Annotated in this window: 11 protein-coding genes; 8 read left to right on the top strand and 3 right to left on the bottom strand. The window is 35.7% G+C overall.

Translation table 11 applies throughout. The features are described 5' to 3' along the window. Window positions 1-23: 23 nt before the first annotated feature. Window positions 24-1,802 carry an AMP-dependent synthetase/ligase gene (locus tag BLR30_RS09315; RefSeq protein WP_089857477.1) on the bottom strand — a complete coding sequence of 593 codons (1,779 nt, stop codon included), beginning with the start codon at window positions 1,800-1,802 and terminating at the stop codon, window positions 24-26. Between the two features lie 275 nt (window positions 1,803-2,077). On the opposite strand from BLR30_RS09315, the gene BLR30_RS09320 reads away from it, so the two are divergent. Further along, window positions 2,078-3,217 carry an acyl-CoA dehydrogenase gene (locus BLR30_RS09320; protein WP_089857479.1) on the top strand — a complete coding sequence of 380 codons (1,140 nt, stop codon included), beginning with the start codon at window positions 2,078-2,080 and terminating at the stop codon, window positions 3,215-3,217. Window positions 3,218-3,460: 243 nt separating this feature from the next. On the opposite strand, the gene BLR30_RS09325 is transcribed toward BLR30_RS09320, so the two are convergent. Next, entirely contained in the window at window positions 3,461-4,375 is a 915-nt protein-coding gene (locus BLR30_RS09325; protein WP_089857481.1) for a DUF4349 domain-containing protein, read from the bottom strand. A gap of 548 nt (window positions 4,376-4,923) precedes the next feature. Between BLR30_RS09325 and BLR30_RS09330 the strand changes: the two genes are divergently transcribed. After that, window positions 4,924-7,194 carry a zinc-dependent metalloprotease gene (locus BLR30_RS09330; RefSeq protein ID WP_089857483.1) on the top strand — a complete coding sequence of 757 codons (2,271 nt, stop codon included), beginning with the start codon at window positions 4,924-4,926 and terminating at the stop codon, window positions 7,192-7,194. 80 nt (window positions 7,195-7,274) lie between these two features. Here the strand turns inward: BLR30_RS09330 and BLR30_RS09335 are convergent, their stop codons facing one another. Beyond that, entirely contained in the window at window positions 7,275-8,870 is a 1,596-nt protein-coding gene (locus BLR30_RS09335) for a peptide chain release factor 3 (RefSeq protein ID WP_089857601.1), read from the bottom strand. A 417-nt stretch (window positions 8,871-9,287) separates the two neighbouring features. On the opposite strand from BLR30_RS09335, the gene BLR30_RS09340 reads away from it, so the two are divergent. The 6 genes from BLR30_RS09340 to BLR30_RS09365 all read left to right on the top strand — a co-directional run bounded on the left by BLR30_RS09340 (window position 9,288) and on the right by BLR30_RS09365 (window position 15,708). Further along, window positions 9,288-10,118, top strand: a complete 831-nt coding sequence (locus BLR30_RS09340; protein ID WP_089857484.1) for a CPBP family intramembrane glutamic endopeptidase — start codon at window positions 9,288-9,290, stop codon at window positions 10,116-10,118. Window positions 10,119-10,158: 40 nt separating this feature from the next. Continuing rightward, window positions 10,159-10,731 carry an RdgB/HAM1 family non-canonical purine NTP pyrophosphatase gene (rdgB, locus tag BLR30_RS09345; protein WP_089857487.1) on the top strand — a complete coding sequence of 191 codons (573 nt, stop codon included), beginning with the start codon at window positions 10,159-10,161 and terminating at the stop codon, window positions 10,729-10,731. Between the two features lie 170 nt (window positions 10,732-10,901). After that, complete coding sequence (locus tag BLR30_RS09350) at window positions 10,902-11,816, top strand: ribonuclease Z (protein WP_089857489.1); 915 nt, start codon at window positions 10,902-10,904, stop codon at window positions 11,814-11,816. An 8-nt stretch (window positions 11,817-11,824) separates the two neighbouring features. Further along, window positions 11,825-12,595 carry a TIGR02757 family protein gene (locus tag BLR30_RS09355; protein WP_394332373.1) on the top strand — a complete coding sequence of 257 codons (771 nt, stop codon included), beginning with the start codon at window positions 11,825-11,827 and terminating at the stop codon, window positions 12,593-12,595. A 12-nt stretch (window positions 12,596-12,607) separates the two neighbouring features. After that, complete coding sequence (locus BLR30_RS09360; protein ID WP_175443636.1) at window positions 12,608-13,138, top strand: DUF1003 domain-containing protein; 531 nt, start codon at window positions 12,608-12,610, stop codon at window positions 13,136-13,138. A gap of 194 nt (window positions 13,139-13,332) precedes the next feature. Then, window positions 13,333-15,708: a choice-of-anchor L domain-containing protein gene (locus tag BLR30_RS09365; protein WP_089857494.1), complete on the top strand. Its 2,376-nt coding sequence runs from the start codon at window positions 13,333-13,335 to the stop codon at window positions 15,706-15,708. Window positions 15,709-15,799: the final 91 nt, after the last annotated feature.

Below are 15,799 nucleotides of genomic sequence, written 5' to 3' on the forward strand. Positions count from 1 at the left end.
CGCCTCAATAGAAGCGGTTTTCGTTATTCCTGGCGATCATACATTTTATTGTACAGATCAGAAAATTTTTCTTTGATAGCCTTTCTTTTAAGTTTTAAAGTAGGAGTTAAAAGTCCGGTTTCAATGCTCCACACTTCAGGGGTGAGTTCAATTTTCTTGATTTTTTCCCAGTTTCCGAGATGTTCATTGGTTTTCTCAATTTCTTTTTCGATTCTTTCCTTAAGCTCCTTACTTTTGGCAATTTCCTGCGGGGTTGAGCCTATATTCAGGTTATTTCTCATCGCCCAGCTCTTGGCAAACTCAAAATCAGGTTGTATAAGAGCAGTCGGCATTTTTTCGCCATCACCGACAACCATAATTTGCTCAATAAATTTAGAAGCTTTTGCCAGATTTTCAATGGTTTGCGGAGCAATGTATTTTCCTCCCGAAGTTTTAAACATCTCTTTCTTACGGTCAGTAATCTGAAGAAAACCGTCATTGTCGATATGGCCGATATCTCCGGTCTTGAAATACCCATCTTCCGTGAATACCTCTTTCGTCATTTCGTCATTTTTAAAATAACCCTTGAAAATGGAAGGTCCTTTCACGGTAATTTCTCCATCTTCCTGAATTTTCACGTTAACATTATCTAACGGAAGACCCACCGTTCCTATCTTCATTTTTCCGAAAGCATTCACAGAAATTACGGGTGAAGTTTCCGTTAAACCATATCCTTCAAGAATAGGAATTCCTGCATTTTGGAACATTAGATTTAACCTTGTTGATAAAGCTGCCGAACCCGAAACTAATGTAATAATTTCGCCGCCAAGTCCCTCGCGCCATTTTTTGAAAACAAGTTTATCAGCAATAATTTCCTGCAAACCTGATGGTTTAGAAACCGTTTTCTTTTTAGAGATCAGGTTCAGAGCCCAGAAAAATATTTTCTGCTTCAGCCCGCCTGCCGAAGAGCCGGTCGCATAGATTTTATCATAAACCTTCTCTACAAGCCTTGGTACAACGCTCATATAGTGAGGTTTTACTTCTTTTACATTTTCTCCCATTTTATCAATACTTTCTGCAAAATAAATAGAGAAACCATTGTACTGGAATAGGTAAAAAAGCATTCTTTCAAAAATATGACAGATAGGTAAGAAACTCAGAACTCTTGTGTCCTTATAATCAAGACTTTTCTTTTTCGGAATTCTAGGAATGGAACCTAACACATTAGAAACAATATTTTGATGTGTAAGCATAACGCCTTTTGGCCTTCCTGTGGTTCCGGAAGTATAAATGATAGTCGCCAGATCTTCCGTATTAATCGTATTGGAAAGGTCTTCCACTTCTATTTGGGTAGAATCATCTTCACCCAGATCCAACACCTCCTTCCAGTTGGCGGCTCCGGTGACGTTGTCGAAAGTGAAAATTCCTTGTAGCGACGGGATGTTATGCTTTACTTTCGTTACTTTATTTAAAAGATCTTTATCAGATAAAAAGCAGTATTTGATCTCGGCATTAGTAAATATAAATTCATAATCTTCCGGAGAAATACTAGGATATACAGGCACGGAAACTACGCCGATTTGCGAAAGTCCAAGATCCATAATAGCCCATTCTGTACGTGAATTTGTAGTAATCAGTGCGATTTTATCTCCTGGTTTTATCCCAAGTTTTAAAAGTCCGCGTGATATTTTATTTGCTTCGTTGATAAATTCCTGGGTAGAAGTCTTCTTCCATTCTCCCTGATATTTAGTTACAAACATATCCGTTTTAGGGTATGTCTCTAAAGCATAATGTGGTATATCGAATAATCTTTTGATAGTCATATTTTAAAAGTAATAGTTAAAGGATTTTAAATATAAGCATTTTTTTTAATTGAAAATATTTCGCTTTATAAATTAGCAATTAATGAAATGTATGGCATTATATCTTAATCATTATTTACGTTTAATAGATAGTTTTAATAATAATTTAACGGTTTTATTTATTTTTTAAAATTTGTTTAATTGTTGATTTACAGATTGTAACGTATGCCTTTTAATTCTGTTTTCAGATTTGTCTAAAAAGTGTAAATTAGCGACCATCTAATTATTCAATTTTTATGGACTTTAATTTATCAGAAGAACAGCTGATGATTCAGCAGGCAGCAAGGGATTTTGCACAGAACGAATTATTACCTGAAGTAATAGAGAGAGACCGCGATCAGAAATTTCCTGCAGAACAGGTAAAGAAAATGGGTGAAATGGGGCTTTTAGGAATGATGGTAGATCCTCAATACGGAGGCGCAGGGATGGACAGTGTTTCTTACGTTCTGGCGATGGAAGAGATTGCAAAAATAGATGCTTCTGCTGCCGTGGTAATGTCTGTAAACAATTCATTGGTATGTGCCGGACTAGAAAAATTTGCTTCCGAAGAGCAGAAAGTGAAATATCTTACGCCTCTTGCAAGCGGACAGGTAATCGGAGCATTTGCGTTGTCTGAACCTGAGGCCGGTTCTGATGCCACTTCACAGAAAACAACAGCCGAAGATAAAGGAGATTATTATTTACTGAACGGAATCAAAAACTGGATCACCAACGGTGGTACGGCAACATATTATATCGTAATCGCACAAACCGATCCTGAGAAAAAACATAAAGGAATCAACGCATTTATTGTTGAAAGAGGATGGGAAGGATTTGAAATCGGACCGAAAGAAGACAAGCTGGGAATCAGAGGAAGTGATACGCATTCTTTGATCTTCAATAATGTAAAAGTTCCTAAAGAAAACAGAATCGGTGAAGACGGATTTGGATTCAATTTCGCAATGGCGGTACTTAACGGTGGAAGAATAGGTATTGCTTCACAGGCATTGGGAATTGCTTCAGGTGCTTATGAATTAGCTTTAAAATATGCTAAGACCAGAAAAGCTTTCAAAACGGAAATCATCAATCATCAGGCAATCGCTTTCAAACTTGCTGATATGGCAACTCAGATTACAGCGGCAAGAATGCTTTGCTTTAAAGCGGCAGTAGAAAAAGATGCAGGAAAAGATATTTCGGAAAGTGGTGCTATGGCAAAACTTTACGCATCTCAGGTAGCAATGGATACCACAATTGAAGCAGTGCAAATTCACGGAGGATATGGATACGTGAAAGAATACCACGTAGAAAGAATGATGCGTGATGCAAAAATCACACAAATCTATGAAGGAACCTCTGAAATTCAGAAGATCGTTATCTCGAGAAGTATTGCAAAATAATTGCTTACGATAAATGAAATAGTAAAAGGCTCTCAAATTTGGGAGCCTTTTTACTTTCACACGAACCACAAAATATTAATAATATATTTGTTTTAACTTTTATTTTGATTCAATTTTCTAATTGAAGTTAAATTCTTAATGTAAATTAACACAACAAAGTTAGGAATACTAACTGTTGAAAAAACGGAATTTTGATTAAAATATTATTAAAAATAAAATTTAGTCCTGTATTATTCAGAATGCTTATCCATTTTTTTTTCTTTTTTTGAAAAAGTAATATCCGATGCCTGCAATCACAAACAATGGCCAGAGAGGAAGAATGAAAAGGAAAATAGAAGTAATGACATTCCAGCCGGAAGAAATGGCGGCGAAAGATTTCTCTCCAAAGTTCTCATTTTTTTTATCAACCAACGTTTCACTTTCTTGTCCATACAATGTAATGTCAATTTCACAAAGACTGTTTTCAACAGCATTGATTCCTGAAACTTCAATGCTTTTGTTTTCAATTTTCCCAATATTATAGCTTAGGTCAGACATCAGGTAATCAAACTTCTGGATCGGAATTTTTACTTTCAGATAAGCCGTTTTCTTATCATCATTTTGAGTCGAAATATTTTCGCTTCTTATAAATCCGTCATACTTGGCAACTTCCTCTTTTACAATTTCTTTTGCCGTTTCGGCATCATTAACGGTAATATCAATAATTCCTTTCTTGATAAGTTTATTTCTCTGGATATTCAGTTCGGTATTTTCCTTTTTCGGTTGGTTTTTATAAACAATTTTTGTTTCCCGGATCACTTTCGGAGCAGGAACATGTACAATGATGTTTCTTTCTTTTTTGGCAGAATCTTTCTTTTCAGTTTTTGATTCCAGTTTTACCGATGAAATTTTTTCAGATAAAGAATCAATAATTTTTGATGTACTTTCAATGTTTTCTTTCATTTCGCTTCCTGTACTTTGGAAATTTTTGATTTTAACATTTGCAGAATCAATAGTGGCATTTACCTGATTATTAATCTCACTGATTTTCTCAGACGCTTGAGTTATTGTACTGTCGGCCGAATTTACACTATTATCAAGTTGAGATGATACAGTTTCTCCTTTTTTACACATAATGAATGTTCCCGATACGGCAACGAGTAATATGACTTTTTTCATAACATTAATTTTTTCGTTGAGGTAAAAGTAGAAGAAAAGAAAAGTGGACTTTTGTAAATAAAAGGAAATGTTTTAGTAAAATATAACGTGCTGTTAATTAGTGTGGTAAAATTTATTTACAAATTATTTACAATTTTTTTGAATGATTAATTTTAACACATTATTCTTTTTAATTTGTTTTTTTACTTTAAATGCTGCTATACATAAAATCAAATTATTGAAATTTTATCTTTTTTATAAATAATTTTAAAAATCACATACGATGCTTTAGTAACAATCTGATTTTTGAATGCTAATAATTATTATATTTGTAATTAAAGATATTATAAAGTAAATACGATTTTATTAAGTATTTTGTAATTTTTTGTTGAATAATGTTGATGATTTTAAAATTTTAAATTTTTCGGAAATAGTTAAGAAATAAGAAAAATATTGAATTTATAGAAATCGTAAAAGAAAATCAGTAATGAATATTAAAAAAATAAATAAATCCTACAGTATCATAAGCAACCCAAATCAATAACATTTAATTCAAATCAATTAAACATATGAAAAAAAGATTATTATTTTTATCGAGTTTTTTACTGTTTTCTGCAACAGTTTTTGCCCAACAAAATCAATGGAGCAAAACTTCTCAAAAGAACATTCGTAATCCGAGGGAATTGTCAATAAAAGTTTCAGATTATCAATTATTAAGTTTAGATACGGATAACCTTTTAGATCAGCTTAAAAATGTCAGAGAAAGAAATCTCGCTGTATCCGAAAAAGGAACTTTAGTGAAATTTCCGAATGAGGATGGAACTTATGACACGTTTGAAGTTTGGGACGCTTCTACAATGCATCCTGATTTACAGGCCAGATATTCTGATATTAAATCATTTGTAGGTCATAAAGTAGGTGACAAAACAACAAAAATCAGGTTTACATTTGATCCGTACTTTGGTCTTAATGCATTGATAAGAAATACAAAAGGAATTTATTATATTGATTCTTACTCCTTTGATAATAAGAACTATATAATGTATAACAGGAAAAACGCTCATTCTTCGAGCATTTTCAACTGTTTATTTAAAGATGATGAAAATGCATTGAAATCTACAGCAGAATCTACCGGAAAAACAGTGGTAGACGGTCTTTTAAGAAGATACAGGTTTGCAGTTTCCACCACTACAGAATACACCGGGTATATATCACAGCAGGCTGGTGTGGGAGCAGGAACAGATTCCCAGAAAAAGGCGGCAGTACTGGCAGCCGTAAATTTAGTAGTAGCACGTCTTAATGATGTTTATGAAAATGATGTGGCTGTAACGCTGCAACTTATACCCAATACAGATTTGTTATTCTTCATCAGTTCGGACACCTATGATGCCTTAGATGCCGGTCAGATGATTGATGAAAACCAAACTGTGACTGATAATATTATCGGTTCCGCAAATTATGATATAGGCCACGTGTTCTTCCAGGCTCAGCAGGGAAATGATAACGGATTGGCATACAGGCCGGCAGTTTGTAGTGCTTCGGTAAAAGCAGGAGGTGTTACAGGTTCGGCTGTACCTGTAGGAGACCCTTTTGTTATTGATTATGTCGCTCATGAGGTAGGGCATCAATTCGGAGCTAATCATACACAGAATAACGCATGTAACAGAAATAATGCTACGGCAATAGAACCGGGAAGTGCTAGTTCCATTATGGGATATGCTGGAATTTGCTCACCAAATGTTCAGAGTAATAGTGATGCATACTTTCATTCAGTAAGTATTAATGAAATGTACACAAGAATTACAAGCTCCGGAGGAAATTGCAGTGTGAATACAGCCACGGGTAATAATGAACCGGTGGTAAATGCTGGTCTGGACAGAACGATCCCGATCAGCACACCGTTTGCTTTAACCGGAACAGCTACCGACCCTGATGGAGATGCCATCACTTATAATTGGGAGCAGATCAGTATTGGTAATGCGACCATGCCTCCCAGACCTACGAATACTACAGGGCCGATGTTCAGAAGTTTATGGGCTTCAACTTCACCTACAAGATATTTTCCAAAGTTAGCAACGATTATTGGAGGCTATGATCCTACCATTATTACAGCATCAGATCCGCGGGCTTGGGAAAAATTATCTTCTGTTGCACGAACACTTGCGTTTTCTTTATTGGTAAGAGATAATAATCCTGCCGGAGGACAAACTGGCCGTGATGATATCCAACTTACAGTAACAGCCGCAGCGGGACCTTTCACCGTTACTTCTCAAAATACTTCAGGAGTTGTATGGAATGCAGGGCAGACGCAGACAATTACATGGAATGTTGCCAACACAAATGTTTCTCCCGTAAGTACTGCTAATGTTACTATTTTAGTTTCAACTGACGGAGGAGTCACTTTCCCGTACACGCTTGTTGCAAGTACTCCCAATAATGGATCTTATACCTTTACCGTTCCGAATGGACTGGGAGTTACTTCAAATGCAAGAATCATGATTAAAGCTATTGATAATGTGTTCTTAAATGTAAATACTACAAACTTTTCAATTAATTCAACGTTAGGTGTAAACGATGCTGAAAAATCTGAAGATGATTTTGTAATTTATCCTAATCCTTCAAAAGGGATATTTACTATTGAAGCCAATGCTAAAAACGGAATTTCATATACTGTTTTTGCAATGGATGGAAAATTAATTAATCCTAAAAAAGAAGTGAAAAATACAGGAGGCAAAATCTCTGAAAAAGTAAATTTATCAGATTTACCAACCGGAGTTTATATAATTCAGGTAGATAAAGACGGACAAAAAATTTCTAAAAAATTAATCATTAATAAATAATAATACCTATTCAATAAACAAAAGCCGTTCAGCAATTTTACTGAACGGCTTTTGTTTTATATTACTAAAATCAGTTTTAATTAATTATTCCTGAACTCACTGATAAAATGCAGCTTCACGTTCGGGAATTTCTCCTGTGTCATATGAATGGTAAATGATGAATCTGCTAAGAAAACCAATTGATTGTACTTATCTCTCGCTAGGAATCTCTGTTTTAATCTTGCAAACTCTTTAAATTCTTCCGATTTTTCATCCGCTTCTACCCAACATGCCTTATGCATAGAAAGAGGCTCGTAAGAACATTTTGCTCCGTACTCATGCTCCAGACGGTACTGGATTACTTCATATTGAAGAGCTCCTACCGTTCCAATGATCTTTCTTCCGTTCATTTCAAGAGTAAACAGCTGTGCGACACCTTCATCCATCAACTGATCGATACCTTTTGCCAATTGTTTTGCCTTTAAAGGATCTGTATTATTGATATATCTGAAATGCTCAGGAGAAAAGCTCGGGATTCCTTTAAAGCTAAGTTTTTCACCACCAGTCAAAGTATCTCCGATTCGGAAGCTTCCCGTATCATGAAGTCCCACGATATCCCCAGGGAAACTTTCGTCTACTACTTCTTTTTTATCTGCGAAGAAAGCGTTCGGAGAAGAGAATTTCATTTTTTTACCTTCTCGTACCAGTAAATAATTTTCATTTCTTTTAAACGTTCCCGAAACAATTTTCACAAACGCAAGACGGTCTCTGTGCTTAGGATCCATATTTGCGTGGATTTTGAAAACAAATCCTGTAAAAGTATTTTCTTCAGGTTTTACAATACGCATATCACTTTCCTTGGGCTGTGGCATCGGAGCAATATCAATGAAAGCATCCAGCAATTCGCGCACTCCGAAATTATTCAAAGCAGAACCGAAGAAAACCGGCTGAAGATCACCTTTCATATAATCTTCACGGTTAAATTCAGGATAAACAGACTGAACCAGATCTAGCTCTTCACGTAAAGTATTGGCAGCTTTTTCACCAATTACCTCATCAATAGAAGCATCATTAATGTCATCAAACTTAATAGAATCACCAACTTTCTGTTTTTTCTCCTCCAAAAACAGCTGGATGTTATTTTCCCAGATATTGTAAATCCCCTGAAAATCGGCTCCCATCCCGATTGGTAATGAAAGTGGACAAACCGTTAAGCCCAATTTTTGTTCTACCTCATCCAACAAATCAAAAGCATCTTTACCTTCACGGTCAAGTTTATTAATGAAAACCAGCATCGGAATGTTTCTCATTCTACAAACCTGAACCAGTTTTTCTGTCTGTTCCTCAACTCCCTTTGCTACGTCGATTACAACGATCACAGAATCTACAGCCGTTAAAGTTCTGTAGGTATCTTCTGCAAAATCCTTGTGTCCGGGAGTATCCAGAATATTGATTTTATGATCTCTGTATTCAAAAGCCAATACGGAAGTTGCCACCGAGATCCCTCTCTGTCTTTCAATCTCCATGAAGTCGGAAGTTGCTCCCTTTTTTATCTTGTTAGATTTTACCGCACCCGCTTCCTGGATTGCTCCCCCAAATAGCAGCAGCTTCTCCGTAAGAGTTGTCTTTCCGGCATCGGGGTGAGAAATAATCCCGAAAGTTTTTCTTTTCTCTATTTCTTTGATTAAGTCTGACATATCGTATTTTGAAGTTGCAAAAATCGTAATTTTTAATGGAATGTGAAAATCAATTTCATAGACCGGATGGCATATGATATGTTCTAAAATATATAATGTATCGTCCAGCATGTATAAAGTATGTTTTAAAATATATCAACTTAGTATTTCATCAATAAGTTTACGCCTTTGTTTATCTTTAAAATACGCAGTATGGCAGATTTGAAAAATTTTCGTCTTACCTTGCGATAAAATAATCAGATCAATTTATCTGTAACATTTAATACAAAAAATAAATATTTCAGTATTATTCTGATTAAGATAAAATTACGAGTCCATATACACATCATAAAAGGTTTCTTTTCTATTTCATTATCCAAAACATAAAACAAACTTATCAAAAACATTTATCTTTGTTCAAATAAATCTATTTAAAGCATGCAAAACAGCAGATATCCAAAGTTTACATTTACATGGATAGGAGGGTTAGTTCTGTTCGCAGGACTGATAACAGGGACAATGGCGGTTTCATTTTTTAATGTTTTCTGGATGGTTGTTTTTAAAGAAAATCTGCAGTATAAAGACTGGTTCTTTATGCTTACCAACGCAGCAGGATTTCTTACCGCAATTGCCTTCTTCGATTTTTTTATTGTAAGACGAACTACCGGAAAGAAACTAAATTTCAATTTCTCACCAACCAATTTCTATACCTATCTGCTTATATTTCCCATGATGATCGGGATGATGTTCATAGCAGAATTTATTACATCTCAAATTCCTACCACAGGCCCTTTCTTCGGAAAATCTTACGAGTTTTTCAACAAAATTATGGAGCAGCTTACTTTTAATCCTGTTGTTATGGTTATTACCGCTGTCATCTGTGCACCCATTTTTGAAGAAATTATTTTTCGTGGAATCATCCAGAAAGGATTGATGAATAAAGGAGTAGAGCCTTGGAAGGCCATTATGTTTTCTTCAATTATTTTCGGAGTGGTGCACGGAAATCCATGGCAGTTCGTGGGGGCGGTTCTGTTAGGTTGTGTGCTGGGGCTGGTTTATTATAAAACAAAATCACTGCTGCTGCCGATGCTCCTGCATGGTTTTAATAATCTTTGCTCTACAATACTTATTATATATACTAAAAACGAAAGTTTCTCAGATGCTTTTAAAATCCCGGAATGGATGATACTTGCCATAGGAATTATTCTTTTTTCGCTGTTTTATTATCTTTTCACCAGAAAATACAAAGTACATTATTCTGAAATTTAAATTCAATAACCCTACCTATATTAAAAAATCAAAAAAGAAGATGGAATTACTGGTTGCCACACACAACATACATAAAAAAGAAGAAATTCAGCAGATTCTTGGAGAAGGTTTTACCGTAAAAAGCCTTACCGATTACGATATTCATGAAGAAATTGTGGAAGACGGTGATTCTTTTAACGCTAATGCTTTGATTAAAGCTAAATATTGCTACGAAAAAACCGGAATTCCAAGTTTAGGTGACGACAGCGGACTGGTCGTTGAATCATTAGACGGAAGACCCGGAATCTTTTCCGCACGTTATGCAGGAGACCACGATTTTGCCAAAAATATCGAAAAGGTACTAAGTGAAATGAAAGGCATTGAAAACAGAAAAGCCTATTTCATCACCGTTTTATGTTATTATGATGAAAACGGAGCCAAATATTTCGATGGCAGAGTACACGGAAACTTACTGAATGAAAATAAAGGATTCAAAGGTTTCGGTTACGATCCGATCTTCGTCCCGGAAGGATCTGAGAAAACTTTTGCCGAAATGGAACCTCAGGATAAAAATAAAATAAGTCACAGAAAACAGGCGCTGGATCTGTTTCTGGATTTTTTGAAAGAGAGGTAAGGTTAAGGTTGTTGAAATTAGATTTGTGATTAATGGAAAAGTTTAAATAATTAATTAAAAATCAAATCTCTTTGATTCATTTTTAATACAGTTGCTTTTATTCTCAATTTTAACCTTAACCTCAAACTTAACCTAAATTCCGTACATTTGTCTGAATAATAAACATCGATTTGAGTACTTATTTAACGATATTAGGTTTTAATTCAGCTATTCCGACGATTAATTCTTCTCCCACCGCTCAACTCCTGGAAATGGAAGAAAGATCTTTCCTGATCGATTGTGGAGAAGGAACCCAGGTACAGCTGAGAAAAGCAAAAGCAAAGTTTTCAAGAATAAATCATATTTTTATTTCTCATCTACACGGAGATCACTGTTTTGGTTTGCCAGGACTTATCGCGTCGTTCAGACTATTGGGAAGAGAAACGCCGCTGCATGTTTATGGTCCGAAAGGAATCAAAAAAATGCTGGAAACCATCTTTACAATTACCGAAACCCATCGTGGTTTTGAAGTGGTTTACCATGAACTGGATAAAGATTATTCAGAAAAAATCTATGAAGATAACAGGGTAGAAGTGTACACAATTCCATTGGATCACAGGATTTATTGTAACGGATATCTGTTTAAGGAAAAACCAAAAGAAAGGCACCTGAATATGCAGGAAATATCCAAATACAAAGAAATTGAAACCTGCGATTATCATAATATTAAAGCCGGAAAAGACTTTGTACTGAGCGATGGATATGTCCTTAAAAATGAAATTCTGACGACGGATCCGATCCCGCCTGTTTCTTATGCTTTCTGTAGTGATACAAGATATTTGGAAACCGTGATTCCCATCATCAAAAATGTGACGGTTCTTTATCATGAATCTACATTTTTACACGATTTAAAAGAAATGGCAGATTATACAGGACATACAACGGCTTTGGAAGCAGCAACAATTGCCAGAAAAGCAGATGTAGGAAAATTGATTTTAGGTCATTTTTCTAATAGATATGGTGATCTTACAGTTTTTACCGATGAAGCAAGAGTTGTTTTTCCGAATACTTTTTTACCAAAGGCACTTGAGCCTGTAAAAATTTAAAAAAAGCTATGTTGAAGTTTGAAGAATTAAAAATCTTCTTAGATGAAAAGGCAGATCAGTATAATAACCCGGATTTTATAGAGAATGATCCAATCCAGATACCGCATCGCTTCAGCCTGAAGCAGGATATTGAAATTGCAGGATTTCTGGCAGCGACCATTTCCTGGGGAAACCGTAAGGCGATCATAAAATCCGCTGAAAAAATGCTCGATATTATGGGCAATTCACCTTATGATTTTGTCATGAATCATTCGGAAAAAGACCTTAGGGAAATTAAAGATAAAAGTATGCACCGTACTTTCAACGGAGAAGATTTTACTTATTTTATCAAGCAGTTTGGCAGAATTTACAGAGAAAACGAAAGCCTGGAGGATTTATTCAAGGTGAATTATTCTGAAATGAATTTTTCTCATGCAATTGAGCGTTTCAGAGTTCAATTTCTCGGAACTGAAAAACACAGAACGCATAAACATGTAAGTTCACCATACAAAAATTCTTCTACCAAAAGAATTATAATGTTTCTGCGTTGGATGGTTCGTAAAGATAAACATGGTGTAGATTTTGGTATTTGGGAAAATACAGATCAGAAATATCTTTCTATTCCGTTGGATGTGCATACGGGAAATGTTTCTCGAAAATTAGGACTGATTAGCAGAACACAGAATGACTGGAAAACAGTAGAAGAACTTGATCTTGTAATCAGAAAATTTGATGAAAACGATCCTGCAAAGTATGATTTTGCGCTGTTTGGATTAGGCGTAACAAAAGAATTATTATAAAAGCTGAGCACAATGAAAAAATACGAAGAAAAAACTGAGGTTTTAGAAAGAATAGCCAACGGCATTACCTGGTGGATCGGTTCTATACCGTCACTTATCGCTCATACATTATTTTTTATCATATCGTTTTTGCTGCCGCTTCTGGGGCTTGTGGAATTTGATAAAATGTTGCTGATTCTCACTACCGTAGTTTCTCTGGAAGCGATTTATCTTGCAATTTTTATTCAGATGTCAGTCAATAAAAGTCATGAAAAGATCGAGGATATTCAGGAAGATATCGAGGATATCCAGGAAGATATTGAAGAGATCAGCGAAGATATCGAGGAAATCAGTGAAGATATTGAGGAAATTAATGAAGATATTGAAGATATTCAGGAAGATATTGAGGAAATCAACGAGGAAGAAGATGATGAAGACCACAGCGAACGGGCGAAAAATGTTATGCTGAAAAGTAATGTGAGTTCAAATAAAAATGAAATCAAAGCATTAAAAGATAAAATTCAGGAACTTCAGGATAAAATTGATGAACTGAAAAACGAATGACACATTTTTTTAAGCAAAATATAAAAATAACCGAAAGAAAGACTGATTAAAAATTAGTCTTTTTTTGTTGTATTGTAGATATATTATCTGTTATGTATCAATTTGTTGAATAGATTGAATTTTTGGCATAAATAATCTTTTATATTAATGAAATTTAAACTAAAAATTATTATTTTTGAACAAACAACAACAAAATGTTAAATTATAGACTAAAAAACTACTTTTTCTTTTTAGTATTTCTTCTTGTTTCCGGATCTGCATTTTCTCAGCATACATCCAGAAAAAACGGTAAAGTAAAGCTGACTTCTGAAAGTATGAAAGCCGGTGCATTTATTGATGTGAATGTGGCATCTTATACGCAGTCATCTTATACTCCTCAGCAACTTGTTCAGCAGGTTCTTATCAACGGGCAGTCAACCTGTGCAACACCGAATGTAAGTAACGTGACAGTATCTCCCAATCATCCTGTCACCGATAACGACAGATTCTGGGGATATTTTCATAAAGGAACAACCAATTTCCCATTTGAAGACGGAATTGTTCTGACAACAGGATATGCCAGACAAGCCGGAAATGCTGCAATTGCCAATAATCTTGCGGGTACTATTTCCTCAAACGGAGATGCCGATCTTGCAGCAGCCACCAATACCAATATTAATAATCAACGTGATGCCGTAGCGTTGGAGTTTGATTTTGTGCCGAATTCCAATCAGGTAAAATTCAATTATATCTTTGCTTCCGAAGAATATTCGTTAGGATATCCATGTAGTTATTCAGATGCATTTGCATTACTTATTAAACCAGTTGCTGGTGGTCCTTATACCAATGTTGCTATTCTTCCGGGAACGGCAGGACCTGTAAGTGTTACGAATATTCGCCCGGCTACACAGTTCGACGGATCCACGTTATCATGTGGAGCATTAAATCCCACTTATTTTGCAGGTTACAACACCTCCAGTATTGAAACCAATTACAACGGAAGGGTAGTCCCTTTAATGGCGATTGCTGATGTAACGCCAGGCGTTGCCTATCATTTTAAAATGGTTTTATCAGATTATAATGATCAAACGTTAGACTCTGCTGTTTTTCTTGAAGGAGGTTCTTTTGATATCGGAATTAAAATTGTAGATGCAAACGGAGTGGTTTTACCGGATACCGTAAATATGTGTGATAATACACCGCAGGTTTTGACAGCCCAGCTTACGGTGACTCCGGGTATGACTTTCCAGTGGTATAAAGATGGTGTTGCAATTAATGGAGCTACCAATGTTTCTTATACGGCCACTTCACCGGGTGCTTATGAAGTAAAGGTTGCTGTGCCCGGAAATCAATGCCCTGCTTCTGCTGTAATTACAATTGTGGGAGGAACAACGCCGCCTGCTCAGAATGCCACCTTAAAGCTTTGTACAACACCTTCGGTTTCTGCATTTAATTTAAATGATGCAATACCGATGATTACAACTTCAACAACGGCTGTTGTACATTATTATGTTAATCAGGCTGATGCTGTTGAACAAAATAGTAATTACCTTAGCACCGCAGCGACAAGCAACTATAGCGGTACTGATGGACAGGTTCTATATGTTGTCGTATCTAACGGCGCTTTCTGTAGTAAAATGGTCACTTTAACATTGAAAAAGGAAGCAACGCCTGTTGCTCAACTTACTGCTACTAAAGTAAGACTCTGTGCAGGAGAATCTACAACGCTTACAGCTGCTAACGGAGCTACATACGAGTGGGTGGGAATGTCCGGTACCGGAGCTACACAAACGGTATCACCAACTCAGACAACAACATATTCTGTATATGCTATCGGAGCACAGGGATGTAAGTCTTTACAGCCGGCATCTATTACCATCGAAGTTGTTCCCGCCATTACATCAAACCTTTCAGGAGGAATGATCTGCGAGGGAGATGTGATTACGCTGGACGCAGGAGCAGGACCGAACTATAACTATCTATGGAATACAGGAGATACTTCTCAGACTATTTCAGTAGGCACACCGGGAACTTATTCTGTAACAATAAATAATGGCGTTTGCGCTAAAGTATTCACTACGCAGGTTGTTCAGGCTATTATTCCTGAGATCACCAACGTGAATTATAATGAAAACGGAACGATGATCCTTACGGCGAGTAATCCAAGCAACGGAGCTTTAGAATATTCTATAGATAATGGACTTACATGGCAGAACTCTAATGTATTCTCAAATGTTCCGAGAAATTCAGTAATCTCAATCAGAGTACGTGTTAAAAAAACAAGCTGTGTAGGATTCCTTGAATATTTCACGTTTGTAATGCAGAATGTGATTACCCCGAATGGCGATAATATTAATGATATCATCGATTTCAGAGGGGTGAATCAAAATAAAGATTTTAAAGCATCTATCTTCGACCGCTATGGAAAAGAAGTATATAAAGCAAGTGGTTTGCAACCTTACTGGGACGGATATTTCCAAGGAAAACGCCTTCCTACTTCATCATACTGGTATCAGGTAAGTTTTGAAGATCCGGCAAGCAAAAAACCGGCTCTGAAAACAGGATGGATATTGCTTAAAAATATAGAATAATACATCCATATATCTTATTTAAAAAAGACTGACAATTTGTTGGTCTTTTTTTCGTTTTCTATATGATTGATTTAATATTGTAAGATTTGTA

The organism is Chryseobacterium taeanense, from assembly GCF_900099685.1.
GTDB classification, from domain to species: Bacteria; Bacteroidota; Bacteroidia; order Flavobacteriales; family Weeksellaceae; genus Chryseobacterium; species Chryseobacterium taeanense.

Coding starts and splice junctions, on each gene's coding strand:
- BLR30_RS09355 (WP_394332373.1), top strand. CDS start 11,825: ATGTTGAAGTTTGAAGAATTAAAAATCTTCTTAGATGAAAAGGCAGAT.
- BLR30_RS09325 (WP_089857481.1), bottom strand. CDS start 4,375: ATGAAAAAAGTCATATTACTCGTTGCCGTATCGGGAACATTCATTATG.
- BLR30_RS09315 (WP_089857477.1), bottom strand. CDS start 1,802: ATGACTATCAAAAGATTATTCGATATACCACATTATGCTTTAGAGACA.
- BLR30_RS09340 (WP_089857484.1), top strand. CDS start 9,288: ATGCAAAACAGCAGATATCCAAAGTTTACATTTACATGGATAGGAGGG.
- BLR30_RS09335 (WP_089857601.1), bottom strand. CDS start 8,870: ATGTCAGACTTAATCAAAGAAATAGAGAAAAGAAAAACTTTCGGGATT.
- BLR30_RS09320 (WP_089857479.1), top strand. CDS start 2,078: ATGGACTTTAATTTATCAGAAGAACAGCTGATGATTCAGCAGGCAGCA.
- BLR30_RS09360 (WP_175443636.1), top strand. CDS start 12,608: ATGAAAAAATACGAAGAAAAAACTGAGGTTTTAGAAAGAATAGCCAAC.
- BLR30_RS09365 (WP_089857494.1), top strand. CDS start 13,333: ATGTTAAATTATAGACTAAAAAACTACTTTTTCTTTTTAGTATTTCTT.
- BLR30_RS09330 (WP_089857483.1), top strand. CDS start 4,924: ATGAAAAAAAGATTATTATTTTTATCGAGTTTTTTACTGTTTTCTGCA.
- rdgB (WP_089857487.1), top strand. CDS start 10,159: ATGGAATTACTGGTTGCCACACACAACATACATAAAAAAGAAGAAATT.